The organism is Streptomyces sp. adm13(2018), assembly GCF_008042145.1.
In the GTDB taxonomy this organism is placed as follows: Bacteria; Actinomycetota; Actinomycetes; order Streptomycetales; family Streptomycetaceae; genus Streptomyces.
Genome location: NZ_RDBH01000129.1, coordinates 531,421 through 547,045 on the forward strand (window position 1 = coordinate 531,421; position 15,625 = coordinate 547,045).

General features: G+C 74.4%; 12 protein-coding genes. 7 read left to right on the plus strand and 5 right to left on the minus strand.

Annotated elements, in window-relative coordinates:
- The coding region (locus EAO70_RS19030) for a beta-N-acetylglucosaminidase domain-containing protein (RefSeq protein WP_148005234.1) at positions 1-3,135 on the minus strand (3,135 nt) is incomplete at its 3' end.
- A gap of 238 nt (positions 3,136-3,373) precedes the next feature.
- Here EAO70_RS19030 and EAO70_RS19035 point away from each other — a divergent pair.
- The 3 genes from EAO70_RS19035 (at position 3,374) to EAO70_RS19045 (ending at position 5,985) form a co-directional block, all read left to right on the plus strand.
- Complete coding sequence (locus EAO70_RS19035) at positions 3,374-3,571, plus strand: hypothetical protein (RefSeq protein WP_148004101.1); 198 nt, start codon at positions 3,374-3,376, stop codon at positions 3,569-3,571.
- Between the two features lies 1 nt (position 3,572).
- Entirely contained in the window at positions 3,573-5,654 is a 2,082-nt protein-coding gene (gene malQ, locus EAO70_RS19040) for a 4-alpha-glucanotransferase (protein ID WP_148004102.1), read from the plus strand.
- Between the two features lie 103 nt (positions 5,655-5,757).
- A complete protein-coding gene (locus tag EAO70_RS19045; RefSeq protein WP_148004103.1) occupies positions 5,758-5,985 on the plus strand; it encodes a hypothetical protein in 228 nt (75 codons plus the stop codon).
- Positions 5,986-6,176: 191 nt separating this feature from the next.
- Here the strand turns inward: EAO70_RS19045 and EAO70_RS19050 are convergent, their stop codons facing one another.
- Positions 6,177-6,695, minus strand: coding sequence for a MarR family winged helix-turn-helix transcriptional regulator (locus EAO70_RS19050; RefSeq protein ID WP_148004104.1), 519 nt, complete (start codon positions 6,693-6,695; stop codon positions 6,177-6,179).
- A 133-nt stretch (positions 6,696-6,828) separates the two neighbouring features.
- On the opposite strand from EAO70_RS19050, the gene EAO70_RS19055 reads away from it, so the two are divergent.
- Genes EAO70_RS19055 through alc form a run of 4 tightly spaced genes read left to right on the plus strand, consistent with a single transcriptional unit; the run spans position 6,829 to position 10,891 of the window.
- Positions 6,829-7,794 (plus strand): EamA family transporter, encoded by a 966-nt coding sequence (locus EAO70_RS19055; protein WP_148004105.1) that lies wholly within the window; start codon positions 6,829-6,831, stop codon positions 7,792-7,794.
- 4 nt (positions 7,795-7,798) lie between these two features.
- Positions 7,799-8,773 carry a DMT family transporter gene (locus EAO70_RS19060; protein ID WP_261992944.1) on the plus strand — a complete coding sequence of 325 codons (975 nt, stop codon included), beginning with the start codon at positions 7,799-7,801 and terminating at the stop codon, positions 8,771-8,773.
- A gap of 10 nt (positions 8,774-8,783) precedes the next feature.
- Positions 8,784-9,704 carry a LysR family transcriptional regulator gene (locus tag EAO70_RS19065; RefSeq protein ID WP_148004106.1) on the plus strand — a complete coding sequence of 307 codons (921 nt, stop codon included), beginning with the start codon at positions 8,784-8,786 and terminating at the stop codon, positions 9,702-9,704.
- Positions 9,705-9,763: 59 nt separating this feature from the next.
- Entirely contained in the window at positions 9,764-10,891 is a 1,128-nt protein-coding gene (gene alc / locus EAO70_RS19070; RefSeq protein ID WP_148004107.1) for an allantoicase, read from the plus strand.
- Between the two features lie 169 nt (positions 10,892-11,060).
- Here the strand turns inward: alc and pepN are convergent, their stop codons facing one another.
- From pepN to EAO70_RS19085, 3 genes are all read right to left on the minus strand, one after another.
- Positions 11,061-13,637: an aminopeptidase N gene (gene pepN / locus EAO70_RS19075; protein ID WP_148004108.1), complete on the minus strand. Its 2,577-nt coding sequence runs from the start codon at positions 13,635-13,637 to the stop codon at positions 11,061-11,063.
- A 161-nt stretch (positions 13,638-13,798) separates the two neighbouring features.
- Entirely contained in the window at positions 13,799-14,818 is a 1,020-nt protein-coding gene (locus EAO70_RS19080) for an aspartate-semialdehyde dehydrogenase (protein ID WP_148004109.1), read from the minus strand.
- Between the two features lie 104 nt (positions 14,819-14,922).
- Positions 14,923-15,465: a CGNR zinc finger domain-containing protein gene (locus EAO70_RS19085; RefSeq protein ID WP_148004110.1), complete on the minus strand. Its 543-nt coding sequence runs from the start codon at positions 15,463-15,465 to the stop codon at positions 14,923-14,925.
- Positions 15,466-15,625 lie beyond the last annotated feature (160 nt).

The following is a 15,625-nucleotide window of genomic DNA, read 5'->3' on the forward strand; positions in this document are numbered from 1 at the left end:
CCCGGTCTCCCCGGTCTCCCCGGTCTCCCCGGTCTCCCCGGTCTCCCCGGTCTTCCCGGCCTTCCCGGCCTTCCCGTTGTCCCCGGCCACCGCGTAGGTCTCCACCGACCAGAGCGAATAGCCGTACTGCGTCGCCCGCGCCTCGCCCTGTACCCGCAGGAACCGCGTGTCCGCCGCGTCCATCCGGACCGACTCCCGGCCGCCCCGGCCCTCGGCCACCGTCGCCGCCGTGCGCCAGATCCGCCCGTCGGCCGAGACCTGCACCCGGTACCGGGAGGCGTACGCGTCCTGCCAGTGCAGCACCACCTGCCCTATCCGGGCCGGCTCCGGCAGCTCCAGCTGCCACCAGGCGCCGTCCTCCGCCGGCGAGGACCAGCGGGTGGCCGGATCGCCGTCCACCGCGAGGGCCGCCGGGAAGTCCGGCGTCTCGTCGCCCGAGGAGGAGGCCGTCGCCGTACGCGCCAGATCCGGGCCCGCCGTGCGCGGGAAGGCCCGCACCGTCAGCACCCGCTCCTCGCCCGCGAACGTCACCGGCACCCGGTACGTGCCCGCGGGCGCGTCCGCCGCGACCGACACCTCCAGCGGAACCGTCGACCGGGCGCCGCGCTCGACCACCGCCTGCCGCGGCAGCCGGACGGTGATCCCCTTCGGCGCCTTCGCCGACAGCGGGCCCCGCACCTCGCCCGCGCGCACGCCCGACAGCTCCACGTCCACCCGCTGGGGCGGACCGCCGATCTCCGCCTCCGTCTCCGTCCGGGCCAGGTCCAGCGCCGCCCGCGGCCCGTCCGCGAACCACGGCACCAGCGAACGCACCGCGGGAGCCGGCCCCCCGCCGCTCCACACCACCCGCAGCGCCTCCGCCCGCAGCCCCTTCAGCTCGGCCTGCGTCCAGCCGGACGCCGACAGCGGCCCGAGCGGCCGCCAGCCCTCGCCCTCGACATAGGCCTCCACGCGCGCGTCGCCCACGTCCCCGGCACCCGGCTCGGTCATCACCGTCAGGGTCTCCACGGGCCGCGCCCGGTCGAGCCGCACGGTGTACGAGTCGGGGGCGCGGTCGGTCCGCGCCCGCGGCGCCCGGTCGGCGCCGGTCCAGGCCTTCGCCCGGTCCATCGCGCGCGTGAGGAACGGGTCGAGCACCCCCGCGCCGACCGTCACCCGGCCGGCCGACAGCTCCTTCCGCAGCGACTCCAGGCCCAACTGCGCCCGCCAGGCGGCCGCCCCGTCCTCCGCCTCCTGGGCGACGAGCATGTCGACGGCCGTCTCGCCCGCCCGGCCGTACCGCGCCAGCTGCCGGAGCCAGGGCCCCGTCTCGTCGTCGAGGGCGCCGCCGGCCGTGCCCGCGAGCCGCTCGGGAGCCTCGCGCATCACGGTGAATGCGGTCCGCAGCTCCCGGGTCGCCTTCTCCCGCCCGGGGGACGCGCCGGCGTCCGCACGCGTACGGGAGGCCCAGAACGCCGCCAGGAGCGGCTTCAGGTACGCCGACTCGGCCGCCGGGTCCAGCACCGAGGAGGCACCGTTCCCCGCGAGCGCCCGCAGCGCCTCGCGGGCCGCCGGCTCGGGCCCGGCGAGGTCGTCGACGGCCGCCCGCCAGGACTCCTCGGGCCGGTAGCCGCGCGGGTTCCAGGCGTAGTCGGCGGTGGTGAAGAGCGGCACGCGGGAGGCGGCGGGCTGCTCCATCGCGAGCGCGAGGAAGGCGGCCGAACCGGCGGCCACGGCCGGCTCCCGGCCCCGCGCGGGCCCGAGGAAGAGCCGGTCCTGCGCGTAGTCGTTGACCGGGTAGTTGTCCATGGTGACCAGCGGATGGCCCAGGGCGCCCCGGGTCCGCGCCAGCTCGCCGCCGGTGATGGAGCGGGGCACGACGCCGACCCCGGTCCACGCCACCCGCACCTCCGGGTCCAGCTCCTCGCCGAGCCTGCCGCGGTACGCGGTCGTGCCGTCCTGGAAGTACTCCGTCGGCATCACCGTCAGCGGCTCGGCGTCCGGGTGCCGTTCGGCGAGATGGCGGGCGACCGTGTTCGCCACGCGCGCGTGGGCGGCGGCCGCGGCCTCGGGCCCCCGCCCGAAGACGTCGGCGTCCCGGTCGCAGTGCCACTCGTCGTACGAGGAGTCCTGGAACTGGAGTTGGAAGGAGCGCACCCCGAGCTCCCACATCGCGTCGACCTTCCGGGTCAGCGCCGCCAGGTCGCCCCGCGAGGACAGGCACATGGACTGGGCGGGCGCCACGGCCCAGCCCAGCGTCACGTGATGGGCCCGGGCCCGCTCCGCGAGGGCCCGGAACCCGGCCTGCTGCTCGGCCGGGTAGGGCTCGCGCCACTGCGCCGTCCGGTACGGGTCGTCGCCCGGCGCGTACAGATAGCGGTTCTGCTTGGTCCGCCCCAGGAAGTCGATCTGCGCGAGCCGCTGCGCGGCGGTCCAGGGAGTCCCGTAGAAGCCCTCGACGATCCCGCGCTCGGCCGTGCCGGGCCAGTCCCGGACGACCACCCCCGGGACCTCCCGTCCGACGCCGAGGAGCTGACGCAGCGTCTGCACGGCGTGGAAGAGACCGTCCTCGCCCACCCCGTCCAGGACGACCGTGTCCCGGCCGTCCAGGCGGCCCGTGGCCAGCCGGTAGCCGCCGCGCGGGAGGTCGAGCCGGCCGGGCACCCGCAGGGCGCTCAGGGCGTCCTCGGCGGCCCCGCCGGAGGGGCCGCCGACCCGGAGGACCGGTCCGCGGCCCGGCAGCCCGGTGTGGACGGTCCGCACCCCGGCGGACCCCAGCAGCTCGCGCAGGGCGGTGACGGCGTACGGATCGGCGTCGTCGTCGGCGAGCAGCGTCACCTCGTCGCCGAGCGGCACCGCGGGCCCGGCGGCCGTCAGCGACTGCGGACGCGGCCAGACCGCGGGCACGCGCGCGGAGACGTCGCTCCGGCCGGCCGCGGGCGGCGCCGACGTCGAGGAGGCCGCGGGCACGACCGGATCCGCCGGCGCCAACGGGTTCGCCGGGGTGAACGGCGCCGCCCCCGGGATCCCGGCCGGGAGCGCCCCCGGGAGCGCCTGCGCCGCACCCGGCACCACGCCGCCGAGGAGCCCGCCGATGACGGCGGCGGCGACGGCCGTCGCCGTGCGCCTGCTGCGCCCGAGGTGCCCGAGGTGCACGGGTGTCTCCCTTCGACCAAGGCCGCCGGCCACCCGCCGGTTCGGTAACGACTGGGTCACGACCCCACCACCCGTCGTACTGAGGTGTCAATGCACATGGCCGATGTGTCGGCTTTGCCCGGTGATCCGTCGGCGAGGTGACGTCACTCCGCCACATTCCGCCGGTAAAACGAGGTGCGGTGGGTAGGGCTCAGTCGTTACCCAGATCCCACCAGTCGAGACGAACCGGGAGATCCCCGTGACCACGACCGCCCAGCACCTCGGACGGATACGGATTCCGCAGCAGACGGCACCGGCCGGCGAACCGCTGACCAGCGAACCGCCGCTGCCCGACGCCGAGCCCCTCACCAGCGAACCGCCGCTGACCGTGGCGGCCCCCCTCACCAGCGAACCCAGCGCCCCAGGAAGTGCGGGCACGGAGTCCCCCGGAGTGTGAAGTGACCCTGGCCCGCCTCGCCGCCCGTCACGGCGTCGCCACCGCCTACAGCCCCTCCGCGGGCGTCACCGTGCCCGTGCCGGACACCACCGTGGTGGCCGTCCTCGGCGCGCTCGGCGTGGACGCGACGACCCCGGACGCGGTCGCCGCCGCCCTCGACGCGGCCGACCGGACCGACCGGGAGCGCCTGCTGCCCCCCACCCTGGTCCGGTGGCTCGGCACGGAACCCGCCCGCCCCCCGGCGGACCTGCCGGACGGCACCCGGCTCCGGGTCACCACCGAGGACGGCGCCGTCGTCACCGGCCACGACTGGGAGGGGCTGCCGCCCGGCGTCCACACGGTCGAGGCACAGGCCCCCGACGGCCGCACCGCCATCGCGAACCTGATCGTCGCCCCCGCGCGCGTGCCCGCCCCCGAGCGGCGCTCCTACGGACTGCTCGTCCAGCTCTACTCGCTGCTCTCCAGCCGCTCCTGGGGCATGGGCGACCTCGGCGACCTCCGCGAACTCGCCACCTGGGCCGGCCGCGTCCACGGCGCCGGCTTCATCCAGGTCAACCCGCTCCACGCGGGCGTGCCCGGAGCCCCGAGCGACCCGTCCCCGTACCGGCCGTCCTCGCGCCGCTTCCCGGACCCGGTCCACCTGCGGATCGAGGCGATCCCCGAGTACGCGCTGCTCGGCCCCGAGCGCCGCGAGGAACTCGACCTGATCCTCACCGAGGCCGCCGACCTGCGCGAGCGCGTCCTCGGCAAGGGCGCGGCCATCGACCGGGACGCCGTGTGGGAGGTCAAACGGCGGGCCCTCGAACTCGTCGTGGGCGGCGTCGAACCCGGCCCCGGCAGACGCGCCGACTTCCACGACTTCCTCGCCGCGCGGGGCCGCGCCCTGGAGGACCACGCCACCTACCAGGCCCTCGCCGAGCGTCACGGCCACCACTGGCGGTCCTGGCCCGAGGAGCTGCGCACCCCGCGCGCCGCCGAGGCAGCCGTCCGCGACGACCCCGTCCTCGCCGCCCGCGTCGACTTCCACTGCCGGCTGGCCTGGCTGACGGACCGGCAGCTCGCCGACGCCGCCGCGGCCGCCCGCGAGGCCGGGATGGAGATCGGGATCGTCCACGACCTGGCGGTCGGCGTCCACCCCGAGGGCTCCGACGCCTGGGCCCAGCAGGACGCCTTCGCGGCCGGCATGTCGGTCGGCGCCCCGCCCGACGCCTTCAACTCCCGCGGCCAGGACTGGGGCCTGCCGCCCTGGCGGCCCGACGCCCTGGCCGCCACCGGCTACGCCCCGTACCGCGGACTCCTGCGCGAACTCCTCCGCCACGCGGGCGCGCTGCGCATCGACCACGTGATGGGCCTGTTCCGGCTCTGGTGGGTCCCGGAGGGCCGCGAGCCCACCGAGGGCACCTACGTCCGCCACGACGCCGAGGCGATGCTCGCCGTCCTCGTCCTGGAGGCCCACCGCGCCGGCGCCCTCGTCATCGGCGAGGACCTCGGCACGGTCGAGCCCGGCGTACGGGAGCAACTCGCCGCGCGCGGGGTGTTCGGCACCTCCGTGCTCTGGTTCGAGCGGGACTGGGCGGACTCCGGCCGACCGCTGGCCCCGGCCGAGTGGCGGGCCGCCTGCGTGGCCACCGCCACCACCCACGACCTGCCCCCGACCGCCGCCCGCCTCTCCGGCGACCACGTCGCCCTGCGCCACCGCCTGGGACTGCTCCCCGGCGACCTGGCGCGCGAGCGGGCCGCGGACGCGGCCGACACCGCCGAGTGGCTGGGCCTGTTCCAGCGGCTCGGGCTGCTCCCCGAGGGCCCGGGGTCGGAGGAGGCCGCGATCGTCGCCGTCCACCGGTTCCTGCTCGACACCCCGGCCCGGATGGTCGGGGTCTGGCTGCCGGACGCGGTGGGGGACCGGCGGCCGCAGAACCTGCCGGGCACCTGGGACGAGTACCCCAACTGGCGGCTCCCGCTCGCGGACGCGGACGGGCAGCCGATGACCCTGGAGCGCCTCGCGGCCTCACCGAGGGCGTACGCCCTGCTGCGCGAACTCCACGCGCGCACCGCCGTCCGGGAGGCGGGCGGGGCGAGCTGAGGGGCCCGGCGCGGACGTCCCGGCCCGGTCCCGGCCCGGCGGCCGACCCCCGTACGGCACCCCCGGGCGCGCGGGGCGATCGGGCGTTCGCTACGTTTGCACCGTGGACAAGAAGAACGCACTGCGCGCCGGCTCGATCGCGGCCGGTACGACGCTGATGATGCTGCTCATGTCGTCCCCCGCGCTCGCGCTCACCCGCGACGACGGCGACGACCCGGCCCCCAAGCTGGAGGTCATCGAGACCCTCGGCCTGTTCGTGGCCGCACCGCTGGTGCTGTTCCTGGTGATCGCCGGACTGGTGATGCTGCTCGACAAGTCCAAGAAGGCCTGACCGCCTCCTCATTCCGCTCCGCGAGGGCGCCGCACGGTACGWCGTACCGTGCGGCGCCCTCGCGTGCGTGCGGCGCCCTCGGGCGGGGTGCCTCGGTCGCACCGCCCGTGCCGCGCGGCGTCACGCGCGCGTGACGCCGCCTTCCGCACCGCCCGTGACCCGTCACGCGCGCGTGACGCCGCGCGGGCCCCTCACGCCGTGGTCGCGAGCAGCTTGCGCAGCAGCCCGGCCAGCTGCGCCGACTCCTCCTCGGTGAGCGCGCCCTCCAGGGCCTCCCGCTGCTGCGCGAGGCCCGCCGACACCGACCGGTCCACCAGCTCCCGGCCGTGCTCGGTGAGCGTGACCCGCAGTCCGCGCCGGTCGTGCGGGTCGGGGCTGCGGGTGACGAGCCCCGCCTTCTCCAGCTTGTCCAGCCGGCCGGTCATCCCGCCGGTGGTGATCATCAGCGTCGCCGTCAGCTCGCGGGGCGAGAGGGTGTACGGCTCGCCCGAGCGGCGCAGGGTCGCGAGCACGTCGAACTCCCCGAGGGCCAGGCCGTAGGGCGCGTACGCCTTGTCGACGCGCCCCCGCATGGCGTTCGCGAGCCGGTAGATCCGCCCGAAGACGGCCATCGGCACGGTGTCCAGGTCGGGGCGGACCACCGCCCACTGGTCGGTGATGGCGTCGACGGCGTCATGGGCGGGGCCGGGTTCGGGGGTGTTCGTGTCCATGCGGGCAGTCTCCTCCGCACCGTGACTCGATGGCAAGAAAGTCACTTGCAAGTAAGTAGCTTAGTGGTAAGTTAATTAACGCCAAGCCAGTCTGGCCCGGCCGGACCGGTATCCGCAGCAAGGGGGAACCGTCATGTCCCGCAAGGCAGCCGTCGTCGCGCTCACCGCCCTCGCCCCGATCTCCTGGGGCTCCACCTACTTCGTCACCACGGAGTTCCTGCCGCCCGACCGGCCGCTCTTCACCGGCCTGATGCGCGCCCTGCCTGCCGGACTCCTCCTCCTGGCGCTCACCCGCACGCTCCCGCGAGGCGCCTGGTGGGGGAAGTCCGCCGCCCTCGGAGCCCTCAACATCGGCGCCTTCTTCCCGCTGCTCTTCCTCGCCGCCTACCGGCTGCCCGGCGGCGTCGCCGCCGTCGTCGGCTCGGTGGGCCCGCTCTTCGTCGTCGGCCTCGCCGCCCTCTTCCTGGGCGAGAAGCCCACGGTCAGGAGCCTGCTCACCGCGATCGCCGCCGCCTTCGGCGTCAGCCTGGTGGTCCTCAAGGCCGGAGCGGCGTTCGACACCGTCGGCGTGCTCGCCGGGCTGCTCTCCTCGCTCTCCATGTCGGCGGGCGTCGTCCTCACCAAGCGCTGGGGCCGCCCCGAGGGTGTCGGCGCCCTCGCGATGACCGGCTGGCAGCTCACCGCGGGCGGCCTGGTCATCCTGCCGATCGCCTTCCTGGTCGAGGGCGCCCCGCCGGCCCTGACCGGCACGAACCTCGTCGGGTACGCCTACCTCGCCCTCGGCAACACGGCGATCTCGTACTTCCTCTGGTTCCGTGGGATCGAGCGGCTCAGCGCCTCCTCCGCCACCCTCCTCGGCCCGCTCTCGCCGATCACCGCGGCGATCATCGGCTGGGCCGCCCTCGGCCAGGCCCTCGGCGCGGTCCAGGTGCTCGGCATGGTGATCGCCTTCGGCGCGACCCTGGCGGGCCAGCTGAGCCCCCGCACGGCGAAGGCGGCCGCACCGGCCGCCGGGGCCGATACCGAAACGTTCAGCTCGACTGAAAAGAACGGTCAGGAAGTTTCGATGGACCTGGAAGGTGCGGCCCTGCGACGGTGACCCCATGAGCCCGATCACCGCACGCCACCCGACCACCGCCCCCACTACCCCCACGGTGGCGAGCAGGGCGAGGAGCACGCCGACGCCGGCGCCCGCCCGAGGCGCCGGCGTCGGCGTGCTCCTCGCCCTGCTCGCCACCGTGGTCTGGTCCGGCAGCTTCGTCGCCACCCGGGGCATGGCCGACGCGGTCCCGCCCGTCCAGGCCGTCTTCTGGCGCTGGATCATCGCCCTCGCCGCCGTCGCCCCCTTCGCCGCCCGCCCCTTCTGGCGGCAGCGCGGGGTCATCCGGCGGCACTTCGGGTTCGTCGCGCTCGCCTCGCTGCTCGGCGTCGCGCTCTACAACACCCTGGTGCACCAGGCCGGACTGACCACCTCCGCCACCAACATGGGCATGATCATGGCGGCCTCCCCGGTGATCATGGCGGTCTGGTCCCGGCTCGGCGGCGAACGCCTGGGCGTCCGCCGCGTCCTCGGCATGGCGACCGCCGTCACCGGCGTCCTGCTCCTCGTCGGCAAGGGATCCCTCGCCGTCGACCTCGCGGCGGGCGACCTGTGGATGTTCGCCGCGGCCCTGTCCTTCGCCTCGTACAGCGCCCTGCTCCGGCGCAGGCCCGCGGAGATCGACGGACGCGCCTTCCTCCTCGCCACCTTCCTGCTCGGCGCACTGATGCTGGCGCCCTGCTACGCCGTGTCCCTCACCGTCCAGGGCGGCTTCGCCGTCGGCGCCGGCACCGTCGGCCCGCTGCTCTACGTCGGCGTCGCGTCCTCCGCCGTCGCCTTCTTCGCCTGGAACAGGGCGATCTCCCTCATCGGCGCGGCCCGCGCCGGCGTCGTCTACTACCTCCAGCCCGTCTGCGTGGCCCTCCTCTCCGCCGCCCTCCTCGGCGAGCGGCTCGGGGTCCTCGGCGCGGTCTGCATGGCCCTCGTCCTCGGCGGGGTGGCCCTGGCGTCGGCGCCCCGGACGCGTGCGGCCGGATAGGTTGCGCCCCATGACCGAGTGGGACATCAAGAAGCTCCAGATCCTCCGCACCCTCCGCGACCGCGGCACCGTCACCGCGACCGCGGAGGCCCTGCTCATGACCCCCTCGGCCGTGTCGCAGCAGCTCACCAACCTCGCCAAACAGCTCGGCGTACCGGTTCTGGAGGCCCAGGGGCGCCGCGTCCGGCTCACCGACGCGGCCCACCTCGTCCTGCGGCACGCGGAGGCGGTCTTCGCCCAGCTGGAGCGCGCCGACGCCGAACTCGACGGCTATCTGCGGGGCGAGGCGGGCGAGGTGCGGGTGGCGGCGTTCTCCACGGCCGTGCCCGCGCTCCTCGTCCCCGCCGTACGGCAGCTGCGGAGCGCGCACCCCGGGCTCGACGTCCGGATCCGGGAGGCCGAGGCGGCGGAGGCGTACGAGCTGCTCGCGGCCGGCGAGGTCGATCTGGCGCTCTCGCTCGCCGCCCACGCGCCCTCCGCGCGCGACCCCAAGTTCAGCCGGGTCCCGCTCCTCGCCGACCCCCTCGACGTGGCCCTGCCCGCCGGGCACCCGCACGCCGACGCGCCAGGTCTGCGGCTCGCCGACCTCGCCGCCGAACCCTGGATCTTCGGCGGCTCCGGCCCCTGGTCGGAGATCACCACCGCCGCCTGCGAGGCCGCCGGCTTCGTCCCCGAGCAGGCCCACAGCGCCGCCGGCTGGACAGCGATCCTCGCCATGGTCGAGGCGGGGATGGGCATCGCCCTGGTGCCCCGGATGGCGTCCGCGGAGCGGCGGGGCGGGGTCGTGATGCGGGTCCTCGCGGCCGACCAGCCGCGCCGCCACGTCGTCGCGGCGGTCCGGCGCGGGGCGGAGGAGGGTCCGGCGGTGGCGCGGGTGCTCGCCGCGCTCCGGCAGGCGGCGGCCCAGCGGGAGACCGTTCAGCAGAACTGAACCCACCCGTCGAAAACATTCGATGGACCCACCAGGTGCCCGGGGCGCACAGTCGATGCATGACCTTCGAGACGAGCCAGGACCAGGACCCGCACGCCAACGACGCCGCCCCCTACTCCGGGGGCGACCCGTACGCCGACTACCGGACCGGTGACTTCCCCTTCACCGAACTGGTCGACCTCGCCGACCGGCGCCTCGGCGCCGGGGTCGTCGCCGCGAACGACGAGTTCTTCGCCGAGCGGGAGAACCTCCTCGTCCGCGAGCGGGCCGTCTTCGACCCGGAGCACTTCGGCCACAAGGGCAAGATCATGGACGGCTGGGAGACCCGCCGCCGCCGCGGCGCCGACGCCGAGAACGTCTTCCCCGCCCCCGAGGACCACGACTGGGCGATCGTCCGGCTCGGCGCCCCCGGGGTGATCCGCGGGATCGTCGTCGACACCGCGCACTTCCGCGGCAACTACCCGCAGCGGGTGAGCATCCAGGCCACCGCGGTGGAGGGCTCGCCGAGCCCGGCGGAGCTGCTCGACGCGAAGTGGGAGGAGCTCGTCCCGCCGACCCCCGTCCGGGGCCACGCCGCCAACGGCTTCACCATCACCGCTGAGCGCCGCTGGACCCACCTCCGGGTCTGCCAGCACCCCGACGGCGGCATCGCCCGCCTCCGCGTCCACGGTGAGGTGGTGCCCGACCCCGAGTGGCTGGACCTGCTCGGCACCCTCGACCTGATCTCCGTGCTCAACGGCGGCTCGTACGAGGACGCCTCCGACAGGTTCTACTCGTCGCCGACCCAGATCATCCTGCCGGGCACCTCCCGCAAGATGGACGACGGCTGGGAGAACCGGCGCCGCCGGGTCCGCGGCACCAACGACTGGGTGCGCTTCCGGCTCGCCGCGCAGGGCGCGGTCCGCGCCGTCGAGATCGACACCGCGTACCTCAAGGGCAACTCCGCCGGATGGATCGCCCTCCAGGGCCGCAACGGCGAGACGGGGGAGTGGTTCGAGATCATCCCCCGCACCCGGCTCCAGCCCGACACCCTGCACCGCTTCAAGCTCGCGGCGCAGGCCGTCGTCACCCACGTCCGCCTGGACGCCTTCCCCGACGGCGGCGTCGCCCGGATGCGGCTGCACGGCGCGCTGACGGAGCGGGGCGCGGCCGATCTGCGCGCCCGGTTCGCGGCGCTCGGCGGCTGAGAGGTCCCGTTCTTCCGCCCGGCGGCGCGGCAGCGCGCCGACGCCCGCCCGCCGGGCGGACACCACGGCCGGTCCTCCACGATCCGCACGCGTAGACCGTCGGAGCGCCGATACGCCGAAGGGGCCCCGGACCGACCCGGTCCGGGGCCCCTCCCTCGCTACGGGTGCGTCAGTTCGCCGCGGCGGCGTCCGCCGCCCGCGCCCGGAGCGCCCGCTCGACGCCCGCGCGGCTCTCCGTCACCAGGCGGCGCAGCGCCGGGGCCGGGTCGTGCTCGGCGATCCAGGCGTCCGTCGCGTCCAGGGTCTCCTGCGAGACCTGGAGGCTCGGGTACAGGCCGACCACGATCTGCTGGACGATCTCGTGGCTGCGGGTCTCCGAGACCCCCTTGATCGACGCGAAGTACTTCGCCGTGTACGGGGCCAGCAGCTCGCGCTGGTCGTACTGGACGAAGCCGCCGATGACGGCCTCCTGCACGGCGTTCGCCAGCTTGTCGTCCTCGACGACCGTGGCCCAGGCCTCCGCCTTGGCCGCCTCCGTCGGGCGGGCCGCCCGCGCGGTGGCCGCGTGGCGCTCGCCCGCCGCCGTGCGGTCGCGCTCCAGCTCGCCCGCGATCTCCGTCTCGTCGTAGACGCCGGCGGCCGCGAGCCGCTGGACGAACGCCCAGCGCAGCTCGGTGTCGACCGCCAGGCCCTCGATCGTCTCGCGGCCCTCCAGGAGGGCGTCGAGCAGGTCCAGCTGCTGCGGGGTGCGGGCGGTCGACGCGAAGGCGCGCGCCCACGCCAGCTGGTGGTCGCTCGCCGGCGCGGCGGCCTGGAGGTGGGCGAGGGTGGCCTCGGTCCAGCGGGCCAGGCCGGTCTCGCGCCACTCCGGCGCCGCGTACATCTCCAGGGCGGCCCTGACCTGGCCCTGGAGCGACTGGACCACGCCGATGTCGGACTCCTTGCCGATGCCGGAGAGCACGAGCTCCAGGTAGGCGCGGGTGGGCAGCTCGCCGTCGCGGGTCATGTCCCAGGCCGAGGCCCAGCACAGGGCGCGCGGCAGCGACTCGGCGAAGTCGCCGAGGTGCGCGGTGACGTTGCGCAGGGACTGCTCGTCGAGGCGGACCTTGGCGTACGACAGGTCGTCGTCGTTGAGGAGGACGACCGCCGGGCGGGCCTTGCCGACGAGCTGCGGCACGGGGGTCAGCCCGGCCGCCTCGATGTCGAGTTCGAGGCGCTCGCCGCGGACCAGCTTGCCGGCCTCGTCGAGGTCGTAGAAGCCGATCGCGATGCGGTGCGGGCGCAGTACGGCCTCGCCCTTGGCGCCGGCGGGGAGCGCGGGCGCCTCCTGGCGGACGGCGAAGGCGGTGATCGCGCCGTTCTCGTCGGTCTCGATCTCAGGGCGGAGGATGTTGATGCCGGCGGTCTCCAGCCAGGCCTTCGACCAGGTCTTCAGGTCACGGCCGGAGGTCTCCTCCAGGGCGCCGAGGAGGTCGGAGAGGCGGGTGTTGCCGAAGGCGTGGGCCTGGAAGTAGGCCTGGACGCCCTTGAAGAACTCGTCCTGGCCGACGTAGGCGACGAGCTGCTTGAGGACCGAGGCGCCCTTGGCGTACGTGATCCCGTCGAAGTTGACGAGCACGTCCTCCAGGTCGTTGATCTCGGCCATGATCGGGTGCGTGGACGGCAGCTGGTCCTGCCGGTAGGCCCAGGTCTTCTCCGCGTTGGCGAAGGTGGTCCAGGCGTGCGGCCAGCGGGTGCCCGCCACCGAGGCCTGGCAGGCGACGGAGGTGTAGGTGGCGAACGACTCGTTCAGCCAGAGGTCGTTCCACCACTCCATGGTGACGAGGTCGCCGAACCACATGTGCGCGAGCTCGTGGAGGATCGTCTCGGCCCGGCGCTCGTACGCCGCGTCCGTCACCTTCGAGCGGAAGACGTACTGGTCGCGGATGGTGACCGCGCCCGCGTTCTCCATGGCGCCCGCGTTGAACTCCGGCACGAAGAGCTGGTCGTACTTCGCGAACGGGTAGTCGTACGCGAACTTCTCCTGGAACCAGTCGAAGCCCTGGCGCGTGACGTCGAAGATGTGGTCTGCGTCGAGGAACTCGGCGAGCGACGGACGGCAGTAGATGCCGAGCGGGACGCTCTGCCCGTCCTTCTCGTACGAGGAGTGCACCGAGTGGTAGGGGCCGACGATCAGCGCGGTGATGTACGTGGAGATCCGCGGCGTCGGCTCGAAGACCCAGACGTCGTCCTTGGGCTCCGGGGTCGGCGAGTTCGAGATGACCTTCCAGCCGGCCGGGGCCTTCACGGTGAACTGGAAGGTGGCCTTGAGGTCGGGCTGCTCGAACGAGGCGAAGACGCGGCGGGCGTCCGGGACCTCGAACTGCGTGTACAGATAGGCCTGGTCGTCGACCGGGTCGACGAAGCGGTGCAGGCCCTCGCCGGTGTTGGTGTAGGCGCAGTCGGCGACGACCTTCAGCTCGTTGCGGCCCTGGACCAGGTGGGCCAGCGCGATCCGCGCGTCGCGGAAGACGGCGGCGACGTCGAGCGCGTGGCCGTTCAGCACGACCTCGTGGACGGCGGGGGCGACCAGGTCGATGAAGGTCGAGGCACCGGCCTCGGCGGAATCGAAGCGGACGGTGGTGACGGACCGGTAGGTGCCGCCCTCCTGCGCACCGGTGAGGTCGAGTTCGACCTCGTACGCGTCCACGGTGAGCAGCGCTGCCCGCTGCTGAGCCTCTTCACGGGTCAGGTTCGTGCCAGGCACCCGGTCAACTCCTCGGTTTTGTGATGTTTGGCCCATCCTTCCACGGGGTGTGTCGGCAGCGCACGGGACATTTCCCAGGGCGAACACGGAGGGCCGTCCGGGGGAACGCGCGAGGGCGGCCACCCGTGTCCGGGTGGCCGCCCTCGTACCGCTTCCGGGCGTCAGGCGCCCTTGAGCTCGGCCGCGACCAGCTCGGCGATCTGCACGGCGTTGAGCGCCGCGCCCTTGCGCAGGTTGTCGTTGGAGAGGAAGAGCGCGAGGCCGTTCTCGACGGTCTCGTCCACGCGGATGCGGCCCACGTACGAGGCGTCCTTGCCGGCGGCCTGGAGCGGGGTCGGGATCTCGGAGAGCTCGACGCCCTCGGCGTCCTTGAGCAGCTCGTAGGCGCGCTCGACGCTGATCGGGCGGTCGAAGCGGACGTTCACCTGGAGGGAGTGGCCGGAGAAGACCGGGACGCGCACGCAGGTGCCGGAGACCTTGAGGCCGGGGATCTCCAGGATCTTGCGGGACTCGTTGCGGAGCTTCTGCTCCTCGTCGGTCTCGAAGGAGCCGTCGTCGACGATCGAGCCGGCGAGCGGGACCACGTTGAACGCGATCGGGCGCTTGTAGACGGCGGGCTCGGGGAACTCGACGGCCTCGCCGTCGAAGGCCAGCCGGTCGGCGGTCTCGGCCACGGCGCAGGCCTGGCCGCGCAGCTCGGCGACACCGGCCACGCCCGAGCCGGAGACGGCCTGGTAGGTGGTGGCGATCAGCGCGGTGAGGCCGGCCTCCTGGTGGAGGGGCTTGAGGACCGGCATCGCGGCCATCGTGGTGCAGTTCGGGTTGGCGATGATGCCCTTGGGGCGGTCCTTGATCGCGTGCGCGTTGACCTCGGAGACCACCAGCGGGACCTCGGGGTCGCCGCGCCAGGCGGAGGAGTTGTCGATCACGACGGCGCCCTGGGAGGCGACCTTCTCGGCGAGGGCGCGGGAGGTGGCGCCGCCGGCGGAGAAGAGCACGATGTCCAGGCCGGTGTAGTCGGCGGTGGAGGCGTCCTCGACCGTGACGCCGTCCACGACGGTGCCGGCGGAGCGGGCGGAGGCGAAGAGCCGCAGCTCGTCGAGGGGGAAGCTCCGCTCGGCCAGGATGCTGCGCATGACTGTGCCGACCTGACCGGTGGCTCCGACGATTCCGACCTTCACGGGGACTCCTCCGTACGTATGTGCAGGTTGCTGCCGGTCCATGATGCGTATGACCCGGGTCGCCTTGTCCAATCCATTGTCCAAGGGGCGGTACGAAGGGGGCGTCAGGCCTCCTTCGTCCGGGCGTAGTGGCGGGAGGCCTTGGCGCGGTTGCCGCAGACGGCCATCGAGCACCAGCGGCGGGTGCCGTTCCGCGAGGTGTCGAAGAAGTGCAGGACGCACGCCTCGTGGGCGCAGGCCCGGATCCGGTCGGGGGCGGTGCGCAGCAGGTCGAGGTGGTCGCGGGCGGCGGTCCAGGCGGGGCCCCAGGCGGGGTCCGCGAACTCGGGCCGTTCGCCGGGGCCGTCGGCGGTCAGCGTGGCCCGGATGCGGCCGTGGCCGAGGACGGTGTCGACGCGGGCGGTGGCGGCGGGGTCGCCGGGCCGGTCGACGAGCGCGCGGAGCGCGTCGCGGGCGGTGAGGGTGTGGCGCAGGGTGGTGGCGTCGGCGGCGAACCGCCCGTCGAGGCCGTTGGCGGCGAGCCAGACGGCGAGCCCCTCGACATCGGAGAGCAGGTCGTGCCGGACGCCCTCCTCGTCCCAGCGGGTGTTGAGCAGGTCGAGGGAGACGGGCTCGCCGACGAGCGGCCGGGGGTCGATGGCGGTCATGGCGGGCACCCTCCTCGATGAACTAACCCCTCAAGAGTACGTGAGCGGTTGACGCCTCCCGACTGTAACCCCTAAAGTAAAAGTGAATGGTTAGCTTGGATCGGGGTCGACCGCCGCCGGGCGCCGAGCCGACCCCGCCCCCCCCCGGTACCTCTGGAGG